This window comes from Nocardioides sp. Z30_9, from assembly GCF_058215735.1.
In genome coordinates, this window is the sequence record NZ_JBZAJF010000002.1 from 585,934 (window position 1) to 605,241 (window position 19,308).

General features: G+C 71.2%; 15 protein-coding genes. 5 read left to right on the forward strand and 10 right to left on the reverse strand.

What is annotated here, in order from left to right:
• Positions 1 to 18: 18 nt before the first annotated feature.
• A complete protein-coding gene (locus tag AC4BGB_RS13485; protein WP_490547393.1) occupies positions 19 to 789 on the reverse strand; it encodes an SGNH/GDSL hydrolase family protein in 771 nt (256 codons plus the stop codon).
• Between the two features lie 57 nt (positions 790 to 846).
• Here AC4BGB_RS13485 and dcd point away from each other — a divergent pair, with 57 nt between their 5' ends.
• The gene (dcd, locus tag AC4BGB_RS13490) at positions 847 to 1,422 is read left to right on the forward strand and encodes a dCTP deaminase (protein ID WP_490547394.1); all 576 of its coding nucleotides are present in this window, start codon (positions 847 to 849) and stop codon (positions 1,420 to 1,422) included.
• Between the two features lie 138 nt (positions 1,423 to 1,560).
• Positions 1,561 to 2,529: a siderophore-interacting protein gene (locus tag AC4BGB_RS13495; protein WP_490547395.1), complete on the forward strand. Its 969-nt coding sequence runs from the start codon at positions 1,561 to 1,563 to the stop codon at positions 2,527 to 2,529.
• A 319-nt stretch (positions 2,530 to 2,848) separates the two neighbouring features.
• On the opposite strand, the gene AC4BGB_RS13500 is transcribed toward AC4BGB_RS13495, so the two are convergent.
• The 3 genes from AC4BGB_RS13500 to AC4BGB_RS13510 form a co-directional block, all read right to left on the reverse strand.
• Entirely contained in the window at positions 2,849 to 6,484 is a 3,636-nt protein-coding gene (locus tag AC4BGB_RS13500; protein ID WP_490547396.1) for a (Fe-S)-binding protein, read from the reverse strand.
• A gap of 229 nt (positions 6,485 to 6,713) precedes the next feature.
• On the reverse strand, positions 6,714 to 9,332 hold the full coding sequence (locus tag AC4BGB_RS13505; RefSeq protein WP_490547397.1) for a hypothetical protein: 2,619 nt from the start codon (positions 9,330 to 9,332) through the stop codon (positions 6,714 to 6,716).
• 51 nt (positions 9,333 to 9,383) lie between these two features.
• Positions 9,384 to 10,577 carry an MFS transporter gene (locus AC4BGB_RS13510; RefSeq protein WP_490547398.1) on the reverse strand — a complete coding sequence of 398 codons (1,194 nt, stop codon included), beginning with the start codon at positions 10,575 to 10,577 and terminating at the stop codon, positions 9,384 to 9,386.
• Positions 10,578 to 10,722: 145 nt separating this feature from the next.
• Here AC4BGB_RS13510 and AC4BGB_RS13515 point away from each other — a divergent pair, with 145 nt between their 5' ends.
• Entirely contained in the window at positions 10,723 to 11,280 is a 558-nt protein-coding gene (locus AC4BGB_RS13515; RefSeq protein ID WP_490547399.1) for an HAD family acid phosphatase, read from the forward strand.
• Positions 11,281 to 11,295: 15 nt separating this feature from the next.
• On the opposite strand, the gene AC4BGB_RS13520 is transcribed toward AC4BGB_RS13515, so the two are convergent.
• From AC4BGB_RS13520 to AC4BGB_RS13545, 6 genes are all read right to left on the reverse strand, one after another.
• Complete coding sequence (locus tag AC4BGB_RS13520; protein ID WP_490547400.1) at positions 11,296 to 12,285, reverse strand: hypothetical protein; 990 nt, start codon at positions 12,283 to 12,285, stop codon at positions 11,296 to 11,298.
• A 91-nt stretch (positions 12,286 to 12,376) separates the two neighbouring features.
• Positions 12,377 to 13,063 (reverse strand): class F sortase, encoded by a 687-nt coding sequence (locus tag AC4BGB_RS13525; protein ID WP_490547401.1) that lies wholly within the window; start codon positions 13,061 to 13,063, stop codon positions 12,377 to 12,379.
• Positions 13,060 to 13,638: a DnaJ family domain-containing protein gene (locus AC4BGB_RS13530; RefSeq protein ID WP_490547402.1), complete on the reverse strand. Its 579-nt coding sequence runs from the start codon at positions 13,636 to 13,638 to the stop codon at positions 13,060 to 13,062. Before AC4BGB_RS13530 ends, AC4BGB_RS13525 begins: the two co-directional genes overlap by 4 nt.
• 44 nt (positions 13,639 to 13,682) lie before the next feature.
• Positions 13,683 to 14,465, reverse strand: coding sequence for a TSUP family transporter (locus AC4BGB_RS13535; protein WP_490547403.1), 783 nt, complete (start codon positions 14,463 to 14,465; stop codon positions 13,683 to 13,685).
• 3 nt (positions 14,466 to 14,468) lie between these two features.
• Positions 14,469 to 15,923 carry an MFS transporter gene (locus AC4BGB_RS13540; RefSeq protein WP_490547404.1) on the reverse strand — a complete coding sequence of 485 codons (1,455 nt, stop codon included), beginning with the start codon at positions 15,921 to 15,923 and terminating at the stop codon, positions 14,469 to 14,471.
• The gene (locus AC4BGB_RS13545; protein ID WP_490547405.1) at positions 15,920 to 17,260 is read right to left on the reverse strand and encodes a M20/M25/M40 family metallo-hydrolase; all 1,341 of its coding nucleotides are present in this window, start codon (positions 17,258 to 17,260) and stop codon (positions 15,920 to 15,922) included. The genes AC4BGB_RS13540 and AC4BGB_RS13545 overlap by 4 nt, the downstream gene beginning before the upstream one ends.
• A 137-nt stretch (positions 17,261 to 17,397) precedes the next feature.
• Here AC4BGB_RS13545 and AC4BGB_RS13550 point away from each other — a divergent pair, with 137 nt between their 5' ends.
• Entirely contained in the window at positions 17,398 to 18,411 is a 1,014-nt protein-coding gene (locus AC4BGB_RS13550) for an ATP-binding cassette domain-containing protein (protein ID WP_490547406.1), read from the forward strand.
• Positions 18,411 to 19,223, forward strand: coding sequence for an ABC transporter permease (locus AC4BGB_RS13555; RefSeq protein ID WP_490547407.1), 813 nt, complete (start codon positions 18,411 to 18,413; stop codon positions 19,221 to 19,223). Before AC4BGB_RS13550 ends, AC4BGB_RS13555 begins: the two co-directional genes overlap by 1 nt.
• The last annotated feature ends 85 nt before the right edge of the window (positions 19,224 to 19,308 follow it).

Sequence of the window (19,308 nt, forward strand, 5' to 3'; positions counted from 1 at the left end):
CCCGAAAGCTCTGCCGGATCAGATGGGGCCCAGCTTCGGACGCTTCGGGGAGACGCTGTCGCCCGAGGAGCGCCCCGTGACGCGGCGGTGCACCCAGGGCGCGAGGAACTCCCGGGTCCACTCCGCGTTGGCCCGCAGCTGCTCGCGCCGGCTCAGGACCGGGAGCGGGGTCCGTTCGAGCTGGACCTGTTCGTGCGGGACGCCGAGAGCGTCCAGGACCGCGTTCGCGATGTGCTGGTGCCCGGCGGGGTTGAGGTGCATCCGGTCGGTGTCCATCACCTCCGCGAGGTCCTGGTCGCGCATCCGCCACATGTCGACGAGCAGGGTGCCGTGGCGATCGCTGATCTCCCGGACGAACTCGTTGTAGAGCGCCATCCGTCCGCGGACGGCCGCGTAGATCTTCGACTTGCCCGGGTCGAAGATCGTGAACATCACCACCTGGGCGCCGGTGGCGCTCAGGCGGGCGATCGCCCCGTCGTACGCCGCTGCCAGGCCGTCGAGGTCGACCCGGGGGCGGAGCACGTCGTTGGCCCCGGCGTAGATCGTGGCCAGGTCGGGCTCCAGGGCCAGGGCGGGCTCGAGCTGCTCGTCGATGACCTGCTGGAGCTTGCGGCCGCGGATGGCGAGGTTGGCGTAGCCGAAGTCGTCGCTCCGGGTCGCGAGCACCTCGGCGACCCGGTCGGCCCAGCCGCGGAGACCGTTGGGTCGATCCGCGTCCGGGTCACCGACGCCCTCGGTGAAGGAGTCGCCCAGGGCGACGAAGCGGGTGAACGGTCCAGGTGACGTCATGGGTCACCATTCTCCGGTGCCGATGCCCTGGCCGACGTCGCGGGGTAGGTTGTCCGCGTGCTTCTCTCAGACCGCGACATCCTGGCCGAGATCAAGGCTGAGCGGGTCGTGGTGGAGCCCTATGACGAGGCGATGATCCAGCCCTCGAGCATCGACTTCCGGCTCGACCGCTACTTCCGCGTCTTCGAGAACCATCGCTACCCGCACATCGACCCGGCGGCCGACCAGTCGGACCTGACCCGCGAGGTCGAGCCCGACGGCGACGAGCCGTTCATCCTGCACCCGGGCGAGTTCGTGCTCGGGTCCACCCTCGAGGTGGTCACGCTGCCCGACGACCTCGCCGCGCGGGTGGAGGGGAAGTCCTCCCTGGGCCGCCTGGGCCTGCTCACGCACGCGACCGCCGGTTTCGTCGACCCCGGGTTCAGCGGTCACGTGACGCTGGAGCTGGCCAACGTGGCCACGCTGCCGATCAAGCTCTACCCGGGGATGAAGATCGGCCAGCTGTGCTTCTTCCGGCTCAGCTCCCCGGCCGAGCACCCCTACGGCTCGGCCAAGTACGGCTCGCGCTACCAGGGGCAGCGGGGGCCGACCCCCTCGCGTTCCTACGCGAACTTCCAGCGCACGCGGATCTGAGTCTCGCGTCCCGCTCCGGGACCTCCCTCGCCTTCGTGTGGCGAGACCCTTGGACGGCAGTGCCGAGTAGAGGTTAGGCTGGCCTAACTCTCGACCGGCGCACTGGCGCGGTCGGGGGTCCACGACCGGAGGACCGCCATGACCACCATCCAGGACACCGAGGCACCCAGCGTTCTGCTCACCGAGGCGAGCGTGCACTCCATCACCCGGATCAGCCCCGCCTTCGTCCGCGTCCAGCTGGCCAGCCCCGCCTTCGCCGACCTCGCCGAGGAGGGCTTCGACACCCGGTTCAAGATCGTCTTTCCCGGTGGCACCGGGCAGCTCCCCGTGATCCCCGAGTCCCCGGACGACTACTACCAGCGCTGGATGAGCGCCCCGGACGAGGTGCGTTCGCCGATGCGCACCTACACGATCCGCGAGGTCGTCCGAGAGGGCCTCGACGTGCGCCTGGTGGTGGACTTCGTCGTACACCCCGACACCGGGCACGGTCAGGGACCTGCCTGCCGCTGGGCGCTGACCGCGACGCCGGGCGACGTCGTCCAGGTCGTCGCGCCGCACCGGCTCACCCAGTACGGCGGCACCGAGTTCGACCCCGCGGGCCGCAAGCACCTGATCCTCGTCGGCGACGAGACAGCCCTCCCGGCCCTGACGCGGATCCTGGAGGACCTGGACCCCGGCTACACCGGGGAGGTGTTCATCCAGGTCCCCACGAGCGCCGACATCCTCACCCTCCGGATGCCGGAGGGGTTCGAGGTGAAGTGGTGCCCCCGCAACGACGACGCCTGCGGCCGCCGCCTCGTCCAGGACGTACGCCGCCACCTGGGCCTGCCCCCCTCCAGGGACTTCGAGGCCCTCCCCGACCTGCCCAGCGACCTGGACATCGACGTCTGGGAGACCCCGCGGTACTCCTCGGCCGGCGAGGACGTCGAGGCGCAGCTGCACACCCACTCCCTGGGCCACGACCTCGACGACACCTACGCCTGGATCGCCGGCGAGTCCTGGATGGTCAAGGCCCTGCGCCGCAGCCTGGTCACCGAGCTGGGCATGGAGCGCGCCCAGGTCGCCTTCATGGGCTACTGGCGCGAGGGCGTCGCGATGAAGTCCTGACCCTTCGTGGGTCGGCTCTGGTCCGGTTTCCCAGGTTATGAACCCGTTCTGCCTCTTCACACACGGCGTGGTGTGTGTGAAGAGGCAGTTTTGGTTCATAACCCGGGAAACTGCGCCCGGTCGTCGTACCGGCAGCGCACCCTCGCCCCGGGCCTGAGACGTGCCGTGGTCCCGTCGTACGACGCCGCGCAGCCGGTTGGGCCGGCACAGCCTGGCTCGGCTCTCCCGACCTGATTCTGGCGCCTGTGAAGGTGCCGGAACGCAGAAGATCCCCGGCACCAGGTGCCGGGGATCTTCTTGCTACTGCCGAACGGGTGACTCAGAGGTCGAAGAGCGAGCCGCCTTCGCCGATCTGGGCGTCGGTGCGGGGCTGGTGGGCCTCGCCGGAGGAGGCCGGCTTGGGCTTCTCCTCCTCGGGCTCCTCGTCCTTCGCGGCCGGTGCGTCCTCGTCGGGCGCGGCCTCCGCCTCGGGTTCCGACGACTCCGAGAGGACCGCTGAGCCGCCCTCGTCGGACTGCGCCGAGCCGCCCTCGTGCTTGGCCTTGATGTCACGCAGCGAGGTCACCGGCGCATCGTCCGAGTCCGCAGCGGGCTCCGCGGCAGCCTCGGGCTCCGTCTGGTCCGCTTCGGGGGCGACGTCGGTGTCGGCGTCGTCCTGGCTGCGGTCGGTGGGGCCGTCGGTGGTGGAGTCGGCTGCGGCGTCCTGGTCGGCGGGGGTCTCCGGCTGGGAGGCCGCGGGTGCGGGCTCCTCAGCGGGGGCCTCGATGTCGAACAGGGAGCCGCCCTCGGGGATGGAGCTGGCCGGGGTGGCCGCCGTACCGCTGGATGCGGCCGGCTTCTCCGCGACAGCCTCGGGCTCCGCGGCAGCCTCGGGCTCCGTCTGGTCCGCTTCGGGGGCGACGTCGGTGTCGGCGTCGTCCTGGCTGCGGTCGGTGGGGCCGTCGGTGGTGGAGTCGGCTGCGGCGTCCTGGTCGGCGGGGGTCTCCGGCTGGGAGGCCGCGGGTGCGGGCTCCTCAGCGGGGGCCTCGATGTCGAACAGGGAGCCGCCCTCGGGGATGGAGCTGGCCGGGGTGGCCGCCGTACCGCTGGATGCGGCCGGCTTCTCCGCGACAGCCTCGGGCTCGACCTCGGGCTCCGTCTGGTCCGCTTCGGGGGCGACGTCGGTGTCGGCGTCGTCCTGGCTGCGGTCGGTGGGGCCGTCGGTGGTGGAGTCGGCTGCGGCGTCCTGGTCGGCCGGGGTGCCGGCGTCGGAGGCTGCGGGTGCGGGCTCCTCGGCCGGTGCCTCGATGTCGAACAGCGACCCACCCGAAGGGACGGTCTCGGCCGGTGCCGAGGAGCCGTTCGAGGAGCTGGCAGCCGGCTTCTCGGCCGGAGCCTCCGAAGCCGGGGCCTCCGAAGCAGGCGCCTCCGCCTCCGAGGTCGAGGAGTCGTCGAGGTCGAAGAGCGAGCCGACGGTCGTCGACTTCGCCTCGGGCGCCTCGTCGTACTTCGAGGTGTCCTCCTGGTGCATCGCCTCGTCGCCCGACGGCTCGTCGCCGCCGAGGTCGAACAGCGAGCTGCCGCCGCTGGCCTTGGCGCCCGGACCGACGTCCGCGGTCTTGGTCACGGTGTCCTCGGTCTGCGTGACGTCGCCCGCGTCGGGCTCGGCCTTGGTGGCCTCGTCCTCGCGCTCGATCGTCGCGGTGGCGGTGCCACCGGCGGCAGCGCCGGCGCCGGCCTTCGCGCTGCTCGCGGCCGCCTTCTTCGCGGGCCGCGCGCTCTCGCCCTTGACCGAGGCCAGCAGCATCTGCGCGACGTCGAGGACCTCGACCTCCTCGCGGGCCTTGCCGTCGCTCTGCGCCGAGGTGAGCCCGTCGGAGAGCATCACGCGGCAGAACGGGCAGCCGACGGCGATCTGGTCGGCGCCGGTCTCGACGGCCTCCATCGTGCGGGTCTCGTTGATCCGCGTGCCGATGGTCTCCTCCATCCACATCCGGGCGCCACCGGCGCCACAGCAGAAGGACCGCTCGGAGTTGCGCGGCATCTCGGTCAGCTCGGCGTCGGGGATCACGCTGAGCAGCTCGCGCGGCGGCGAGTAGACGCCGTTGTGGCGACCGATGTAGCAGGGGTCGTGGTAGGTGATCGAGCGCTTGGGGCTGTTGGAGTCGGTGGCCACCGGGGCGAGCTTCTTCTCGCGCACCAGCTGGTTGAGCAGCTGGGTGTGGTGCACGACCTCGAGCTCGATCCCGAGCTGGCGGTACTCGTTCTTCAAGGTGTTGAAGCAGTGGGCGCAGGTGGTCACCGCCTTCTTGACCTTGTACTCCTTGAAGGTCTCGATGTTCTCCGCGGCCAGGCCCTGGAAGACGAACTCGTTCCCGGCGCGGCGAGCGGAGTCACCGGTGCAGGTCTCGCCGTTGCCGAGCACGGCGAACGAGACCCCGGCCATGTCGAGCAGCTCGGCGACCGCACGGGTCGTCTTCTTGGCACGGTCCTCGTAGGCGCCGGCGCAGCCGACCCAGAACAGCCACTCGACCTCGTCGAGGGACTCGATGTCGTCGCCGACGACCTTGACCTCGAACGGCAGGTCCTTGGCCCAGTCCATCCGCGCCGTGGAGGACATGTTCCAGGGGTTGCCCTTGTTCTCCAGGCCCTTGAAGAGGCCGTTGAGCTCGGCGGGGAAGTTGGACTCCACCAGCACCTGGTAGCGGCGCATGTCGACGATGTGGTCGACGTGCTCGATGTCGACCGGGCACTGCTCGACGCAGGCGCCGCAGGTCACGCAGGACCAGAGCACGTCGGGGTCGATGACGCCGGAGCCGTCCTCGGGCATGTAGAACCAGTCGTCGCCGGTGTCGCCGACCAGCGGCCGCTCGACCTCCTTGGCCAGCTTCGGGTTGTTCTCGAGGAGGTTCTCGCGCTTGCCCTCGTCGGCCATCACGTACGGCGCCTTCGACAGCGAGTGGTCGCGCAGCGCCATGATCATCAGCTTGGGGGACAGCGGCTTCTCGGTGTTCCACGCCGGGCACTGGTCCTGGCAGCGACCGCACTCGGTGCAGGTCGCGAAGTCGAGGATGCCCTTCCAGCTGAAGTCCTCGGAGGCGCCGACGCCGAGCTTGGCGTCCTCGTCGAGCTCCTCGAGGTCGTCGAGGGTCAGCGGCTTGCCGTCGCTCATCATCATCTTGGCCGAGCCCAGCGCCTTGGGGGTGCGACCGAAGAGCACGTTGAGCGGCGCGAGGAAGATGTGCAGGTGCTTGGAGTTCAGCACGAAGATCAAGAACACCAGCATCACGCCGATGTGCAGCAGCAGGCCGATCCCCTCGATCACCTCGAGGGCGGTGTGGGAGAGGCCGTCCATCAGCTTGCCGAGGCCGATCGAGATGAACGCGCCGTCCTTGTAGGGCAGGTTGCCCAGCGCGGCCGAGGCGCCGCGGAACAGGAACATCGTCCAGATGACGTTGAAGATCATGAACAGCGTGATCCACGCGCCGCTGAGGTGCGAGCCGAAGAAGCGGGACTTGCGGCCGAGCTTCTTGGGCTGGTTCCGCATCCGGATCATGTAGAACGCGAACAGGCCGAACAGCGCCATCATCGCGATGAAGTCCTGCAGGAAGCCCAGGACGGCCCAGTGGCCGACCAGCGGGATGGCCCAGTCCATCGGGCCCTTGCCGCCGGTGAACAGGAGCTTGAGCAGCGAGCCGTAGGCCTCGACGTACACCGTGGCCAGGATGAAGAACGCCCACATCACGAAGAAGTGGGCGGTGCCGGGCACCGTCCACTTGAGCAGCTTCTTCTGGCCGAGGACCTCGACCAGCTGGCGCTTGAGCGCAGTGCCCGCGCGCTTGGTGACGCCCTCGATCCGGTCCGGGGCGGGTTGCCCGGACGTGATCGCGCGGTAGAGGAACAACACTCTCCGAGCGGCCAGTGGCAGGGCCACCGCGTTCATCACAAGGCCGAGGATCAGCACCAGCACCAGCACGAGAACTCCCAACTGACCGGCGAGATCGCCGGAAGTGTCTTGGTATCGGCGTCGAGACTACTGGCCGCCCCGGGGTCGGGGCAGGCCGCATCGACACGCAAAGGCTACCCTCCGGTAACACGTCGTCGGTCCCGGCCTCGGTAGCCGTGCACGGCGTGTCTGCGGGCGGGTCGGCGGCCCGGGTCCCGGGCCGCCGACAGTCCGGTTCAGAACCGGATCCGGCCCCCGATCAGGCCCGGACGATCCGGCTCACGCGACCGGCTCCGTCGAGCTCGACGCGCAGCGCGCCGTCGGTGGCGCAGTAGCTGAAGCTGTTGCCCAGCCGGCGGTCCGGCTGGCCCACGGCCTTCAGGGTCGCCCAGGAGGTCATCCCGGCCTTGACCCGCGAGCGGAACGTGGCAAAGGAGAGCTTCGAGGCTGGGTTGGAGCAGGCGTTGGGCTTGATCCCGTAGGCGCGCTCCCACGTCTGCAGGTAGGCCTCGGAGCCGCGGGCCATGTCCTTGACGATGTCGTCACCGGCCTGCACCTTCAGGTCCTGGATCCAGTCCGGGTAGAGCCCGTAGTGCGCCACGCCGTCCTTGTTGATGTCGTAGACGCGCTGGCCGCTGGTCTGCTTGTCGACCTTGACCCCGCCCAGCGTGGTGAAGGGGTACTTCACCGGGTTGGCGGCGGCGTCGGGCCGCGGGTCGCCCTGGGCGCCGAGCCCGTTGATGTCGGCGCCGAAGCCGAAGCCCCAGTAGGTGCTCGGGTCGGCCCAGGTCAGGTGCTTGCGCCACTTCTCCACGAAGCCCTTGCTGTCCCCGGCGTACGGCGTGATGAAGCCCTTGCTCTTGTAGATCCGCGGGTAGGCGTCCGGGGTCGACCAGGAGTGGCTGGACAGTACGCCGCTGTAGTTCATCGACTCGATCAGGTCGAGGGAGGCCTTGCGGGCCTTCACGCTCATGTGGTCGGGGTCGAAGAGCATGTTCCGCTTGGCCAGGCCGCGGATCGTGTGCTTGCCCAGCTCGGTCAGCCCCATCGCGTTGCAGTGCTGCGGAGCGGGGTAGATCGGCAGCGAGGGCAGGCTGACCCCGGAGACCTTCGCGATCGCGCCGAACAGGGCGTCCTGCGCGGGGATGTCGTTGGAGTCGATCGGCAGGGCCAGGCCCTGCTCGCGGTCGTGGACCTCGGGGTCGTTGGGCTTGCAGGTCTGCATCCGCCAGGCGGAGCCGGTCTCGAGCAGGTTGGCCGCGTTCACCAGGTAGCCGGTGGCTCCGGTGTCCCCGGCGACGCCGGAGAGCGCGTTGTCGAACTTGTTCACCAGCTCCATCTGGGAGACCCCGAGCTTGCGGACCTCGTCGAGCTGGCGGTCGATGGACGCCTTGGAGCAGCGCAGGTCGGGCACGCCGAGCTTCTGGGTGCAGTCGAACGGCACCGAGGTCTCGATGCCCATCACCACCGCGAGCTTGCCGGCGTTGATGACCCGGCGGGCCTCGTCGGGCGTGGTGACGATGCGGTACCAGCCCTTGCCCGGTCCGCCGTGCTGGGCGTCGACGTAGCGCTCGAGCGCGTGCATCTGCTTGGCCTGCAGCCGGATCGAGTCCATGTCGTTGCAGGAGTTCCGCTTCAGCGGGTAGATCTGGCACAGCTGGTTGTTCTCCACCAGCAGGTTGACCAGGATCCGCTGGCCGGCGCGCCAGGAGCGCTCCATCCACTTGTAGTAGGTGCCCTCATGGGTGAGGGACTCCGGGGCCGGCCAGTCCTTGAACGTGGGCCACGCCACCGGGTCGTGGGTCAGGTTGCCGGACAGGAGGGCCTCGGCGAGGGCGCCGTACCCGCCGGTGAGCTCGTGGTCGGGGCAGTCGCGCAGGGCGGTCGTCACGCCGTACGGCGACCAGGGCCGCCCGCAGTGCACCTGTCCGCCGAGGAACTCGAAGGCCATCCCGTGGGTGTGCGCGTCGATGAACCCGCGCACCTCCTGGGTGCTGCTGACCCCGGAGAAGGGGTTGCCGGTGACGTTGGTGGCGATCTCGGGGAACTCCGCGCACCCGCTGCGGCGCTGGAGCCGGAACGTCGTGCCGGTGCTGGTCAGCGTGGCCTTCCCGGCCTTGTCGGTCAGGAACCGCTTGCCGATCGCGAACTTGAACTGTCCCTTGGCCGGCATGGTGACCACCCAGTCGCTGCTGGGGCCGGGCTTGGCGGCGTAGGTCGCGAGCGGGAGCAGTCCGTTGAGGTAGGTCTTGGCCCGGCCGTAGAGCAGGTAGCTGCCCAGCGTGGTCGGCTTGAAGTAGAAGGGCTCGGCCGCCGCGAGCGAGGCGGCGCCGAACGCGGGCAGCTTGCTGCCGGCCAGCCAGCGGCCGGTGGGCACCGACTGCACGCCGTAGCAGGCGTTGAACATGTTGTAGCGGTCCGTGGGCGAGCTGCCCTGGGGGGCGCTCACGGGCACGTTCGACAGCGGCGGCTCCACCTGCTTGCGCTGCGCCGCGGCGGACTGCGCAGCGCTCTTGGCCTGGGTGGGCGTGGTCGGGTCGGCGGTCTCCTTGGTCGCGGGGGTGCGGGAGATGGCGTTCTTGGTCTTCGGGTCGTTGTGGTCGTGGTCGTGACCGTCGCTGACGCCGTCGGGGTGCAGGTGGGAGCCGTCGGCGGCGTACACCGTGTCGGATCCCTGGGCGGCTGCGGTCTTCGTCTTCACCTCAGCGGCGTACGCCTGCTTGTAGCCGTCCGGCTGCTTCGGGGTGGAACCGGGGAGGGCGCCGGTGGGGATCACGAAAGTCACGACGACGGCGCCGACGGAGAGCACTGCTGCGGCGGCCAGGCGGCGCCCAGCGCCGGAGGAGGTGCGGCTCGCGCGGGGAAGGAGACGACGCATGGGAGTCCTTTGCTCTGGGGTCAGCAGAGCAACGACCCAGGCGGCGATCCGTCACGCGCTCCCGGTGCCGGCGAGGGGCTCCTCGGGACTGCGCTGGTCGTGCGCGGGGACGAAGGCGCAGGCGAGGGCGGGGAACAGCGCGGAGAGGCCGAAGGTCGCGGCGTACCCCCACTCGCTGATCGCCAGCCCTGCCACGGGGGCGACGGCTGCGGCCGCGAGGTACTGCGCCGTGTTCTGTACGCCGAGCGCCCGCCCGGACCAGTAGGAGCCCGCCCGCTCCGCGACGCCGGTGAACGCCAGGCCGTTGTCCGCGACCGTCACGGTGGAGGCCACCACGAGCAGCGCCACGGCCACCCCGAGCGGCTCGGTGAGCGCGAGGAGCAGCATCGTGCCCGCGGCGGCGATCGTCACCCAGCGCAGCGGGCGCACCCGGGACCCGACGAGGTCGGAGAGCTGGCCGACCGCGATCCTGCCGAGGGCCCCGGCCAGGTGCGTGCACGCGACCAGGGTGCCGGCAGCGGCCGCCGACCACCCCCGCTCCTGCACCAGCCAGGTCAGCGAGAACGTCCACACCAGGAACTGGGGGACCACGAGCAGCACCGAGACGCCGTGGATCCGGAGCAGGAACCCGTCGGCGCGGTAGGGGTTGGCGGTCAGCGCCGCGGTGGCCGCCGGCCGTGGCGGGTCGAGCACGATCGCCGCGACCGCGACGAAGGCGACCGTGACGGCGATGACCGGGATCCACAGCGCGGCCTGCAGGCTCACGTGCGCGGCGGTGACGGCCATCGTCGCGGCGGCGACGGCGACCCCGAGGGGCTGGGCCATCTGCCGGATCCCCATCGCCAGCCCGCGGCGGTGCGGCGGGAACCAGCCGACGACGATGCGGCCGCTCGCGGACCCCGTGCTCGCTGCGGCCGTGCCGACCGCGAACAGCACGAGCATCAGCGGCAGCGTGCCCTCGACCAGGGCGGCCAGCGCTCCGAACACGGCGGTGGCGCCGAGGCCCGAGAGCAGCACCCGGCGCTCGCCGATGCGGTCCACGAGCAGGCCCCACCCGAACAGGGCGAACATCACCCCCAGGATCGGCATCGCGGCCACGGTCCCGGCCTGGGCCAGGGACAGGCCCCGCTCCTCCTGCAGGGTGGGGATCAGGAACGCGGGCCCGTTGATGGCCACCGAGGCGGTGCCCTGCGCGGCGACGCTGGCTGCGAGCATCGCCCACCGGCGGCTGGTCCCGATGGGCATGTGGCCCACTATGACCCCGCCGCAGCCGCCCGCGGTCGGCGGGAGTGGGCTGATGACCTCGTGCTCGGGGCCGTCATGGCGCAGGATGGTGCCGACGACCGGGCGTCGGCCAGACGCTCGCCCCGAGCGAGATGGAGCGTTCCCCGTGATCCGAAAGACTCTCACCGTGGGCCTGCTGGCTGCGGTCCTGGTGATGTCCGTGCTGGTCGCTCCCGCCCAGGCCGGACCGCCCGGGAAGAAGAAGTGGCTCAAGGACACCCGGTCCGCGATGTACGGCTCGCGCGCCTTCGTCGAGCGGCGGGTCGAGAAGCGTCGCAGTGGCACCCGGCTCGCGGTGAACCTCGACATCGACAACACCAGCCTGGCCACCTACTACCGGTCCCGCAAGGCGGTCCCCGTGGTGCTCCGGTTCGCGAAGTTCGCGAAGCGGCGCGGGGTCGCGGTGCTGTTCAACACCGGCCGCAAGCAGAGTGCACTGGCCAAGCCGCGGGCCTGGCTGCGGGCGGCGGGCTACCCGGTGGCGGGGATGTGCGGGCGGCGTACGGGCGAGAGCGTCGTCGCGAGCAAGCAGCGGTGCCGGCAGCAGTACGCCGCGGCCGGGTACACGATCATCGCCAACGTCGGGAACCGCAGCACCGACTTCGTCGGCGGCAACTACGAGCGGGCCTTCCGGCTCCCGAGCTACGGCAACCGGCTGGGCTGACCGCCCGCCGGGTCCTCAGTACTGGTGGAACCAGCGGCCCATCTGGTTCGAGGTCCCGGGGCAGGTGTAGTTCTGGTCGCGCTCGTCCTCGACCCACTGGCTCAGCACGGCCTTGCCGCCCTGGAACATCCGGTCGGGCTTGCACCGCTCCAGCGCCTCGGCTCCGGAGGTCTGGCCCGCGGCACGCCACTCGGGGATGCCGAGCTCGAGGTCGCCCACGACCCCGGACCACAGCGACTGGGTGGAGTAGGTGCCGATCTTGAAGCCGGAGTCGGTGTAGCCGCGTGCGGCACCGCGCACGACGGCGGAGTTGGCCGTGGGGTCCTTCGGCCAGTCGAACTCCGGCACCGGCTCGACGTCGAGCCACACGATGGGCGACTCCAGCCCGGCGGCGCGCATCGTGGCGAGGTTGAACTTCGCCTGCTGGTAGCCGACGTTGCTCAGCGCTCCCAGCTTGGTGCTGCCGTCGTAGGGCCCCTTGTCCTTGTAGGCCTCGAAGTGACGCTTCTCGGGATAGCTGAGCACCGAGTACGCCGCCGCCATCAGTCCCCGGCTCTTGACCCACTCGGTCTGGCTGGCCAGGCAGGGGTTGGGGTAGAACGCCGGGCCGTTGGTGAGGCCGATGATCACGTAGCGGGCCTCGGGGAGCGGCATCGGTGAGCCCTGGCCACGCTTCTTCGGGATGCCCATCCCCTTGGGGCACTGCGGCCAGCTGATGTCGGCGCCCAGGATCGGCCCGGGGTCGCGGGGCACCTCGGTGACCCTCGGCACCTCGGGGGCCTCGATCGACGGCGGTTGCTGGGGGGCCGGGGTGCCCTGCGGCGCGGCCCCACCTGACGGGGAGGTCGAGGGCGCTGCCGGGGTCGAGGGAGTCGAGGGGGTCGAGGGGGTCGCGGTGGGGGTGCTCTCGGCGCGCTTGCGGGACTCCGGCTCCAGGGGGGCGTCGCAGCCGACGCCGACGAGGGCGATGACGAGCAGCAGTACCAGCAACACGTTCCTGCGCATGGTCAACCTTCCCGGGCGCCTCGGTCGTGGGGTCATCGTGCCATGCGGTACGACGTGCGGCTCGGGGACGAGCCACCCCGGTCAAGCGCCCTCACACGGTCGGCGACGCGAACCAGATCGTGCGGTTCTCCCAGTTGCCGGGCCCGAGGCGACGTCCGGAGCACACCACGATGGCGAGCTGTGGACGACCCGTGGTCGCGTAGTACCTCGGCAGACCCTGTGCCGCGGCGACCTCCACCTTCTCGGTCACCCGGTAGCAGAGCTTGGCCGAGGTCCCGCGTACGACGATCCGGTCACCGCGGTCCAGTGTACGGAGGAGGGCGTTGCCCAGGGCGGTTCCGTCGGGCCAGGTGTGCGCGTTCAGGAGCACGTTGCCCTGCTCCGCGCCGGGGGCGATCCCCTGCTCGCGGTCGTAGGCGAAGACGTTCTTCCCCCCGCCTGAGAGGGGCGGCACGCCCGGGATCCCGTTTGCGTCGCGGGGCGGTGCGATCACGTCGAGTCGTCCGGGGAGCCCGGCCACGGAGATCGACGTGGGGGCGAACGGCCGGGTGGGCGCGGCCGGGCACCGGGGCGCGGGAGCGGGTGCGGTCGGGGAGGCGGAATCAACGATGGGAGCAGGCGTGGCCGGGGTGGTCGCGGGGGTGCTCGTGGACGGGTCGCTCCCGTCGGGGGAGAAGGGCCACCACGACCGGCCGGCGGCCGTGACCAGCAGGACGAGCAGCACGCCGAGGACCCCGAGCACCGCCAGCACGGGCGGCACCCGAGTGGGACGGCTCATCCCCGGTTCCTGTGGCGTCGTCGCCTGGCGAACCAGGGGGCACGCTGCTCGGTCGCGGCGGCGGACGACGCCGCCTGCTGACGCCGCGTGCGGAGCCGCTCCTGCCAGCGTTGCACCTCGGCCTCCACCTCGCGGGTGGGCGTGACGACCGGCGGGCCGCCCTGGAGCTGGCGGCGCGCCTCGACCACCCGGCGGTTGAAGTCCTCGAGGTGCTCCCGGACCAGCTTCTCGCTGGTCTCGCGGTCCAGCCGCGCGTCGAGCTCGGCGTCCTCCTTGCGCAGCTGCAGCGCGGCGGGGAGGACCCCGGTGATCTGCTCGCGCTCGATCAGCTTCCGCAGCCACCAGTCGCGATCGCCGAGGTCGCCGAGGTCACCGAGCGGCTTGCCCTTGCCCGGGAGGTCGTCGAACTCGCCACGGTCGATGGCCCGCTGCACCTGGAGCTCCACCCAGCGGGCCTGGTGCTGGGCTCGCGCGGCGGCCGCGTCGGAGCCGGTGCGTGCGTCCCGGGCCCGCTCCCGCGGGGGCGCGTGCTGCTGTGGCTGGGACCTCCCCCTGCCGTCCGGGGTCCTCGGCATGACGCATCACCTCGTCACGAGCCTACAAATCCCTGCAACCCCGATCAGCCCCACAGGCCGAGCACGTCGCCGCCGATGCGTACGACGAACCCGGAGACCACCACGATGAAGAAGACCCGGACGAAGCCCGACCCGCGGGCCACCGCGACCCGGGCGCCGAGGTAGCCGCCGACCAGGTTGCTCGCCCCCAGCACCAGGCCGACCTTCCAGAGCACGACGCCCTGCGGGACGAAGACGCACAGGGCGCCGAAGTTGGTCGCCCAGTTGGCCATCCTGGCCTTCGCCGAGGCGTCCAGGAAGCTGTAGCCGAGCAGCCCCACCAGCGCGATCACGAAGAAGCTGCCCGTCCCGGGGCCGAGGGCGCCGTCGTAGAAGCCCACGGCGACGCCGGTGCCCATGGCCGCGGCCGTGTGCCGGTGCCCGGCGAACCGGAGCTGGCTCGTCTGTCCCACCGAGGGCTTGAGCACCACCCAGGCGCCGACCAGGACGAGCGCCACCAGCACGATCGGCTCGAACGCCGACCTCGGGATGTGGCTGGCCACGAACGCACCCGCCACCGAGCCGAGGAAGGCGAACAGCATCAGCGGCGCGAACGTGCGCGGGTCCGGCTGCACCCGGCGGTAGTAGGTCAGGCTGCTCACGCTCGTCCCGCAGATCGAACCGAGCTTGTTCGTGGCGAGGATCTGCGCCGGGGAGGCGCCGGGCAGGCCGATCAGCAGGGCCGGGAGCTGGATCAGCCCGCCCCCGCCGACCACGGCGTCGACGAAGCCGGCGGTCAGCGCCGCCAGCGCCAGGAGGACCAGGACCTGCCAGGTGGGATCTGTCATGGCTCAGTCCGCGAACGCGCCCTTGGGCACGACGAGCAGGCTGGCCGCCGCGACCAGGGCGGTGACCGAGCACACCGCCCACACGGTGAGGTAGCCCGAGAGCGGGGCGTGACCGGCGTCCACGTCGGCGATGGAGCCGGTGGAGGCCAGCGCGATCGCGAAGATGCTGGACGCGATCGCCCCGCCGATCGTCTTGGTGGTGTTGGTCATCCCGGTGACGAACCCGGTCCGGTCGGCGGGCGCAGCGGCTGCCGCGGCCGCCGGGAGCGCGGCGACCAGCGCGCCGGAGCCGATCCCGGCGATCGCCATGTTCGCCAGCGTCTGGGCCGTCGAGTCGTGCAGGGGCAGGAACAGGCCGTAGCCCAGGGCGACCAGCAGGCAGGCGCCGAGCATGGTGCGACGGGTGCCGACGTACCGGGCGACCACGGGGAGCAGCAGTGCGCCGACCACCATCGAGAGCACGTAGACGGCGATCAGCGTGGAGACGAACCCGGCCGACGCACCCAGGCCGTAGCCGGCCTCGTCGGGATCGGTGCGGGCGAAGGTGGACAGCGGGATCTGCGCCCCCAGCACGGACATGCCGAACAGGAACGCGGTCAGCTGGACCGGCCACTGGGCGGCGCTCGCCATCAGCCGGACGTCCACCAGCGGCTCCTCGACGCCCAGCTCGTAGCGCGCGAACGGCCACAGGACGAGCAGCCCGGCCGCCAGCACCAGCCAGGGCAGCGGGGACCCGGGTCCCTCCAGCCGCACCAGGATCAGCCCGCCCATCACCAGGCCCAGCGACAGGGTGACCAGCAGGAAGCCCGTGACGTCCAGGCGCCCGGTCGAGACGGGGGGTGTGTCCGGCACGCCGTACCAGATCACCGCGAAGCACGCCGTGACCGCGAGCGCCGGCACCAGGAGCAGGAAGGTCATCGAGGTCGCCTCGACCAGCAGCCCGCTGGTGACCGCTCCCAGGATCACCCCGGCCTCGAGCGCGGCGACCAGGAAGCCCGCCGCCCGGCGGGTCAGCCGCGCCTGGGCGCCGGTGCCGGCGGTGCGCCGATGGATGATGCTCACCTCCAGCGGCAGCCAGACGACGTAGAACCCCTGGATCGCCCAGGCGACCAGGAACAGCGAGAAGTTCGGCGCGAACGCGAGGGCGAAGGAGGCCAGCGCGGTCACCGCCGTGGTGATCAGCAGCACCTGGCGGTGCCCGATCAGGTCGCCCAGCCTGGCCAGCACGGGCACGGCGAGCGCCGAGACGACCAGCTGGGCCGCCTCGAACCAGTTGACGTCGGCATCGGCGATGGAGAGGTGGTCGGCGATGTCGCTGAAGATCGGCGTGTAGTAGCCCTGCAGGATCCCGCTGGCGATCTCCACGCAGACCAGGAAGCCGACGATCTTCGCAAGGCCCGGGACCACGCCCTGGCGCTGACCGGTTCCTCGTGGCCCGTCTGCGGTGGTGGTGGTCATCTCGTCAGCCTCTCGATCAGCCGGGCGTACCAGCGGACGCCGGCGAGGAAGTCCTCCACCGCGATGTGCTCGTCGAAGCTGTGGATGCTCTCGCGCTGAGCCTTGGTCATCCGGAACGGGGTGAACCGGTAGACACGCCCACAGATCGCGGTGAAGTAGCGCGAGTCGGTGGCCGCCATCATCACGTACGGCGTGGGCACCGCGTCGGGGAACTGCTCGGAGATCGTGGTCGCGATCAGCTCGAACGCCGGGTCGTCGTGCGGCGAGACCGCGCTGGGCTCGTTGACGTCGAGGAGATCGAGGGAGATCGAGTCGTCCGCGATCGCCCGGCGGACGTGCTCGGTGGCCGAGGCGACGGTGTCGCCCACGAGGATCCGCAGGTTCACCGCGGCCGTGGCGGTGCTGGCGATCACGTTGTGCGCCGGCGAGCCCGAGAGCATGGTGACCGCCATCGTCGTACGCACCAGGGCGGCGGGCTCGGGGCCCGCGGCCAGCAGGGCGCGCCGCAGCAGCGGCTGCACCCGCCGGGCGTTGGCGAACAGCGGCCGCAGCGCCGCCGGGGCGTGCGGGGCGATCCGGGCGAACAGCTCCAGGGTCGGCTCCGGCAGCGAGGACCCGAACTGCCGCTTCTCCAGCCGTACGACGGCCCGGGCGATCCTCGCGGTCGGGCCGTTGCGCGCGGGGGTCGAGGAGTGCCCGCCGCGCCCCTCGGCCCGCAGCTCGATGGTGGTGGTGCCCTTCTCGCTCACGCCGATCACCCCGAGGGGCGGCTGCACCCCGGGGAAGGCCTGGTGGGCGATCGCACCGCCCTCGTCGAGCACGAACCAGGGCGTCACGCCACGGCTGCGGAACTCCTCGACGGCTGCCGGGGCATCGGGACCGGAGACCTCCTCGCGGGCGCCGAAGGAGAGCCACACGTCCCGCTCGGGGGTGAAGCCCGCGGCCAGGAGGCGCTCCACCGCCGCGCAGATCCCGACCAGGGACCCCTTGTCGTCCAGGGTCCCGCGGCCCCAGAGGACGCCGTCGTGGATCTCGGCGCCGAACGGGGGATACCGCCAGGGGGCCGACTCGTCGACGGGGACCACGTCGATGTGTGCCATCAGCACCACCGGGTCGGCCGGGGAGTGCCCCGCCCAGTGGAACAGCAGTGAGTGCTCGAGCACGCGGTGCAGGGTCAGGCGGGCGTGCAGCAGGGGGAACTCCGCGGCGAGGACCGCGATGAACTCCTCGAACGGCCCCGGGTCGGTGTCGGACTCGCCTGCCCGCGAGACCGTGGGGATCCGGACGAGCGCTCGCAGCTTCTCGACGACCTCGTCGTCCTCGGGCGTGTGATCCACCCGGGGAACGTTAGATGACTCCGCCGGGCGCCGATGACTTCGGCCGGACTCGGTTGTCGGTACTCCTCGCTAAGGTCGGTGAGCGGTGGGTGTGACCCAGATCACCCCGCCACCGCCAGCAGTGAGGAGACACCAGAATGGGCAGCTCAGCCGCAGGCCTCGCGATCCGGGCCACGGGTCTGAACAAGCACTACGGGTCGGTCACGGCCCTCGACGGTCTTGACCTGGAGGTCCAGTCCGGGACGGTGATGGGGCTGCTCGGGCCCAACGGCGCCGGCAAGACCACCACGGTCCGGGTGCTGACCACCCTGATCAAGGCCGACTCGGGCACCGCCGAGGTCCTCGGCCTCGACGTGGTGCGGGACGCCCGCGAGCTGCGCTCGCGCATCGGCGTCTCCGGGCAGTACGCCGCGGTCGACGAGCACCTCACCGGGTTCGAGAACCTCGACATGGTGGGGCGGCTCTACCACCTCGGCGCCTCGGCGAGCAGGAAGCGGGCGCGCGAGCTGCTCGAGCGGTTCGACCTGACCGAGGCCGCCGACCGGCAGGTGAAGGGCTGGTCCGGCGGCATGCGCCGGCGCCTGGACCTCGCGGGCGCCCTGGTCGCCGAGCCGCCCGTGCTGTTCCTCGACGAGCCCACCACCGGCCTCGACCCGCGCGGGCGTGCGGGGATGTGGGACGTGATCGAGGACCTGGTCCGGGGCGGCACCACCCTGCTGCTGACCACCCAGTACCTCGAGGAGGCCGACCGGCTCGCGGACCGGATCGCGGTGATCGACCGCGGCACGGTGATCGCGCTGGGGTCGGCCGACGAGCTCAAGTCGCAGGTGGGCGGTGAGCGCATCGAGATCCGGGTGCCGGACGCCGGCCAGCTCGACCGGGCGCGCGCAGAGGGGATGGGCATCGGTCTCGGGCCGCCGCAGATCGACGAGCGGGAGCGGCGGCTCACCATCCCGGTCGCGGGGGGTGCGCGTGACCTGGTGGAGTTCCTGGGGCGATTGGACCGGGCCGGGATCGAGGTGACCGACGTGGGCCTGCGCCGTCCCACCCTGGACGACGTGTTCCTGCAGCTGACCGGGCACGGCGCCGAGGAGGCGGGATCCACCGAGGACGAGTCGGTCGAGGCCGATCTCGCGGCAGGGAGGCCGTGATGAGCACGATGCTGTCCGACGCCGTGACCGACACGGTCACCATCACCCGGCGCAACCTGAAGAAGATCCTGCGGGTCCCCGACCTGCTGGTGTTCACGCTGCTCTCGCCGATCATGTTCGTGCTGCTGTTCGCCTACGTCTTCGGCAGCGCGATCGGCTCCCAGGACACGGGGGTGAACTACCGGGAGTTCCTGATCGCGGGCATCTTCGCCCAGACGGTGGTGTTCGGGTCGACCTTCACCGGTTACAGCCTGGCCGAGGACCTGCAGAAGGGCATCGTCGACCGGTTCCGCTCGCTGCCGATGTCGCCGGGGTCGGTGGTGCTCGGCCGCACCATCTCCGACGTCGGCATCAACGTGCTCAGCCTGCTGGTGATGGCGGTGACCGGGCTCCTCGTCGGCTGGCGGATCCGCTCCTCGGTGCTGGAGGCGGCAGCGGGGTTCCTGGTGCTGCTGGCGTTCGCCTACGCGATCTCCTGGGTGATGGCCTACGTCGGCCTGCTCGTCCGGAGTCCCGAGGTGGTCAACAACGCCTCGTTCATCGTGATCTTCCCGGTCACGTTCATCGCGAACACGTTCGTCTCGATCAACAACCTCCCGGGTCCGCTGAAGACCTTCGCGGAGTGGAACCCGGTCTCCACGGTGACCCAGGCGGCGCGGGAGCTGTTCGGCAACACGGTGCCCGGCACCGCCCCGGACGGACCGTGGCCCCTGGTCCACCCGGTGGCCTACACCCTGATCTGGGTGGTGATCATCATCGTGGTGTTCGCGCCGCTCGCGATCCGGCAGTACCAGCGAGCCGCCAGCCGGTGACCCTGGCGGGTGGTGGCGGCCGGAACACGCCGAGAGCCCCGGGACCAGTTCGGTCCCGGGGCTCTCGCTTGCGGCTCTGGTGTCT

Bases quoted from the DNA above. Each gene is read 5' to 3' on its own strand.
- AC4BGB_RS13485 (WP_490547393.1), bottom strand. From the start codon at position 789: ATGACGTCACCTGGACCGTTCACCCGCTTCGTCGCCCTGGGCGACTCC.
- AC4BGB_RS13495 (WP_490547395.1), top strand. From the start codon at position 1,561: ATGACCACCATCCAGGACACCGAGGCACCCAGCGTTCTGCTCACCGAG.
- AC4BGB_RS13505 (WP_490547397.1), bottom strand. From the start codon at position 9,332: ATGCGTCGTCTCCTTCCCCGCGCGAGCCGCACCTCCTCCGGCGCTGGG.
- AC4BGB_RS13510 (WP_490547398.1), bottom strand. From the start codon at position 10,577: ATGCCCATCGGGACCAGCCGCCGGTGGGCGATGCTCGCAGCCAGCGTC.
- AC4BGB_RS13520 (WP_490547400.1), bottom strand. From the start codon at position 12,285: ATGCGCAGGAACGTGTTGCTGGTACTGCTGCTCGTCATCGCCCTCGTC.
- AC4BGB_RS13525 (WP_490547401.1), bottom strand. From the start codon at position 13,063: ATGAGCCGTCCCACTCGGGTGCCGCCCGTGCTGGCGGTGCTCGGGGTC.
- AC4BGB_RS13530 (WP_490547402.1), bottom strand. From the start codon at position 13,638: ATGCCGAGGACCCCGGACGGCAGGGGGAGGTCCCAGCCACAGCAGCAC.
- AC4BGB_RS13535 (WP_490547403.1), bottom strand. From the start codon at position 14,465: ATGACAGATCCCACCTGGCAGGTCCTGGTCCTCCTGGCGCTGGCGGCG.
- AC4BGB_RS13540 (WP_490547404.1), bottom strand. From the start codon at position 15,923: ATGACCACCACCACCGCAGACGGGCCACGAGGAACCGGTCAGCGCCAG.
- AC4BGB_RS13550 (WP_490547406.1), top strand. From the start codon at position 17,398: ATGGGCAGCTCAGCCGCAGGCCTCGCGATCCGGGCCACGGGTCTGAAC.
- AC4BGB_RS13555 (WP_490547407.1), top strand. From the start codon at position 18,411: ATGAGCACGATGCTGTCCGACGCCGTGACCGACACGGTCACCATCACC.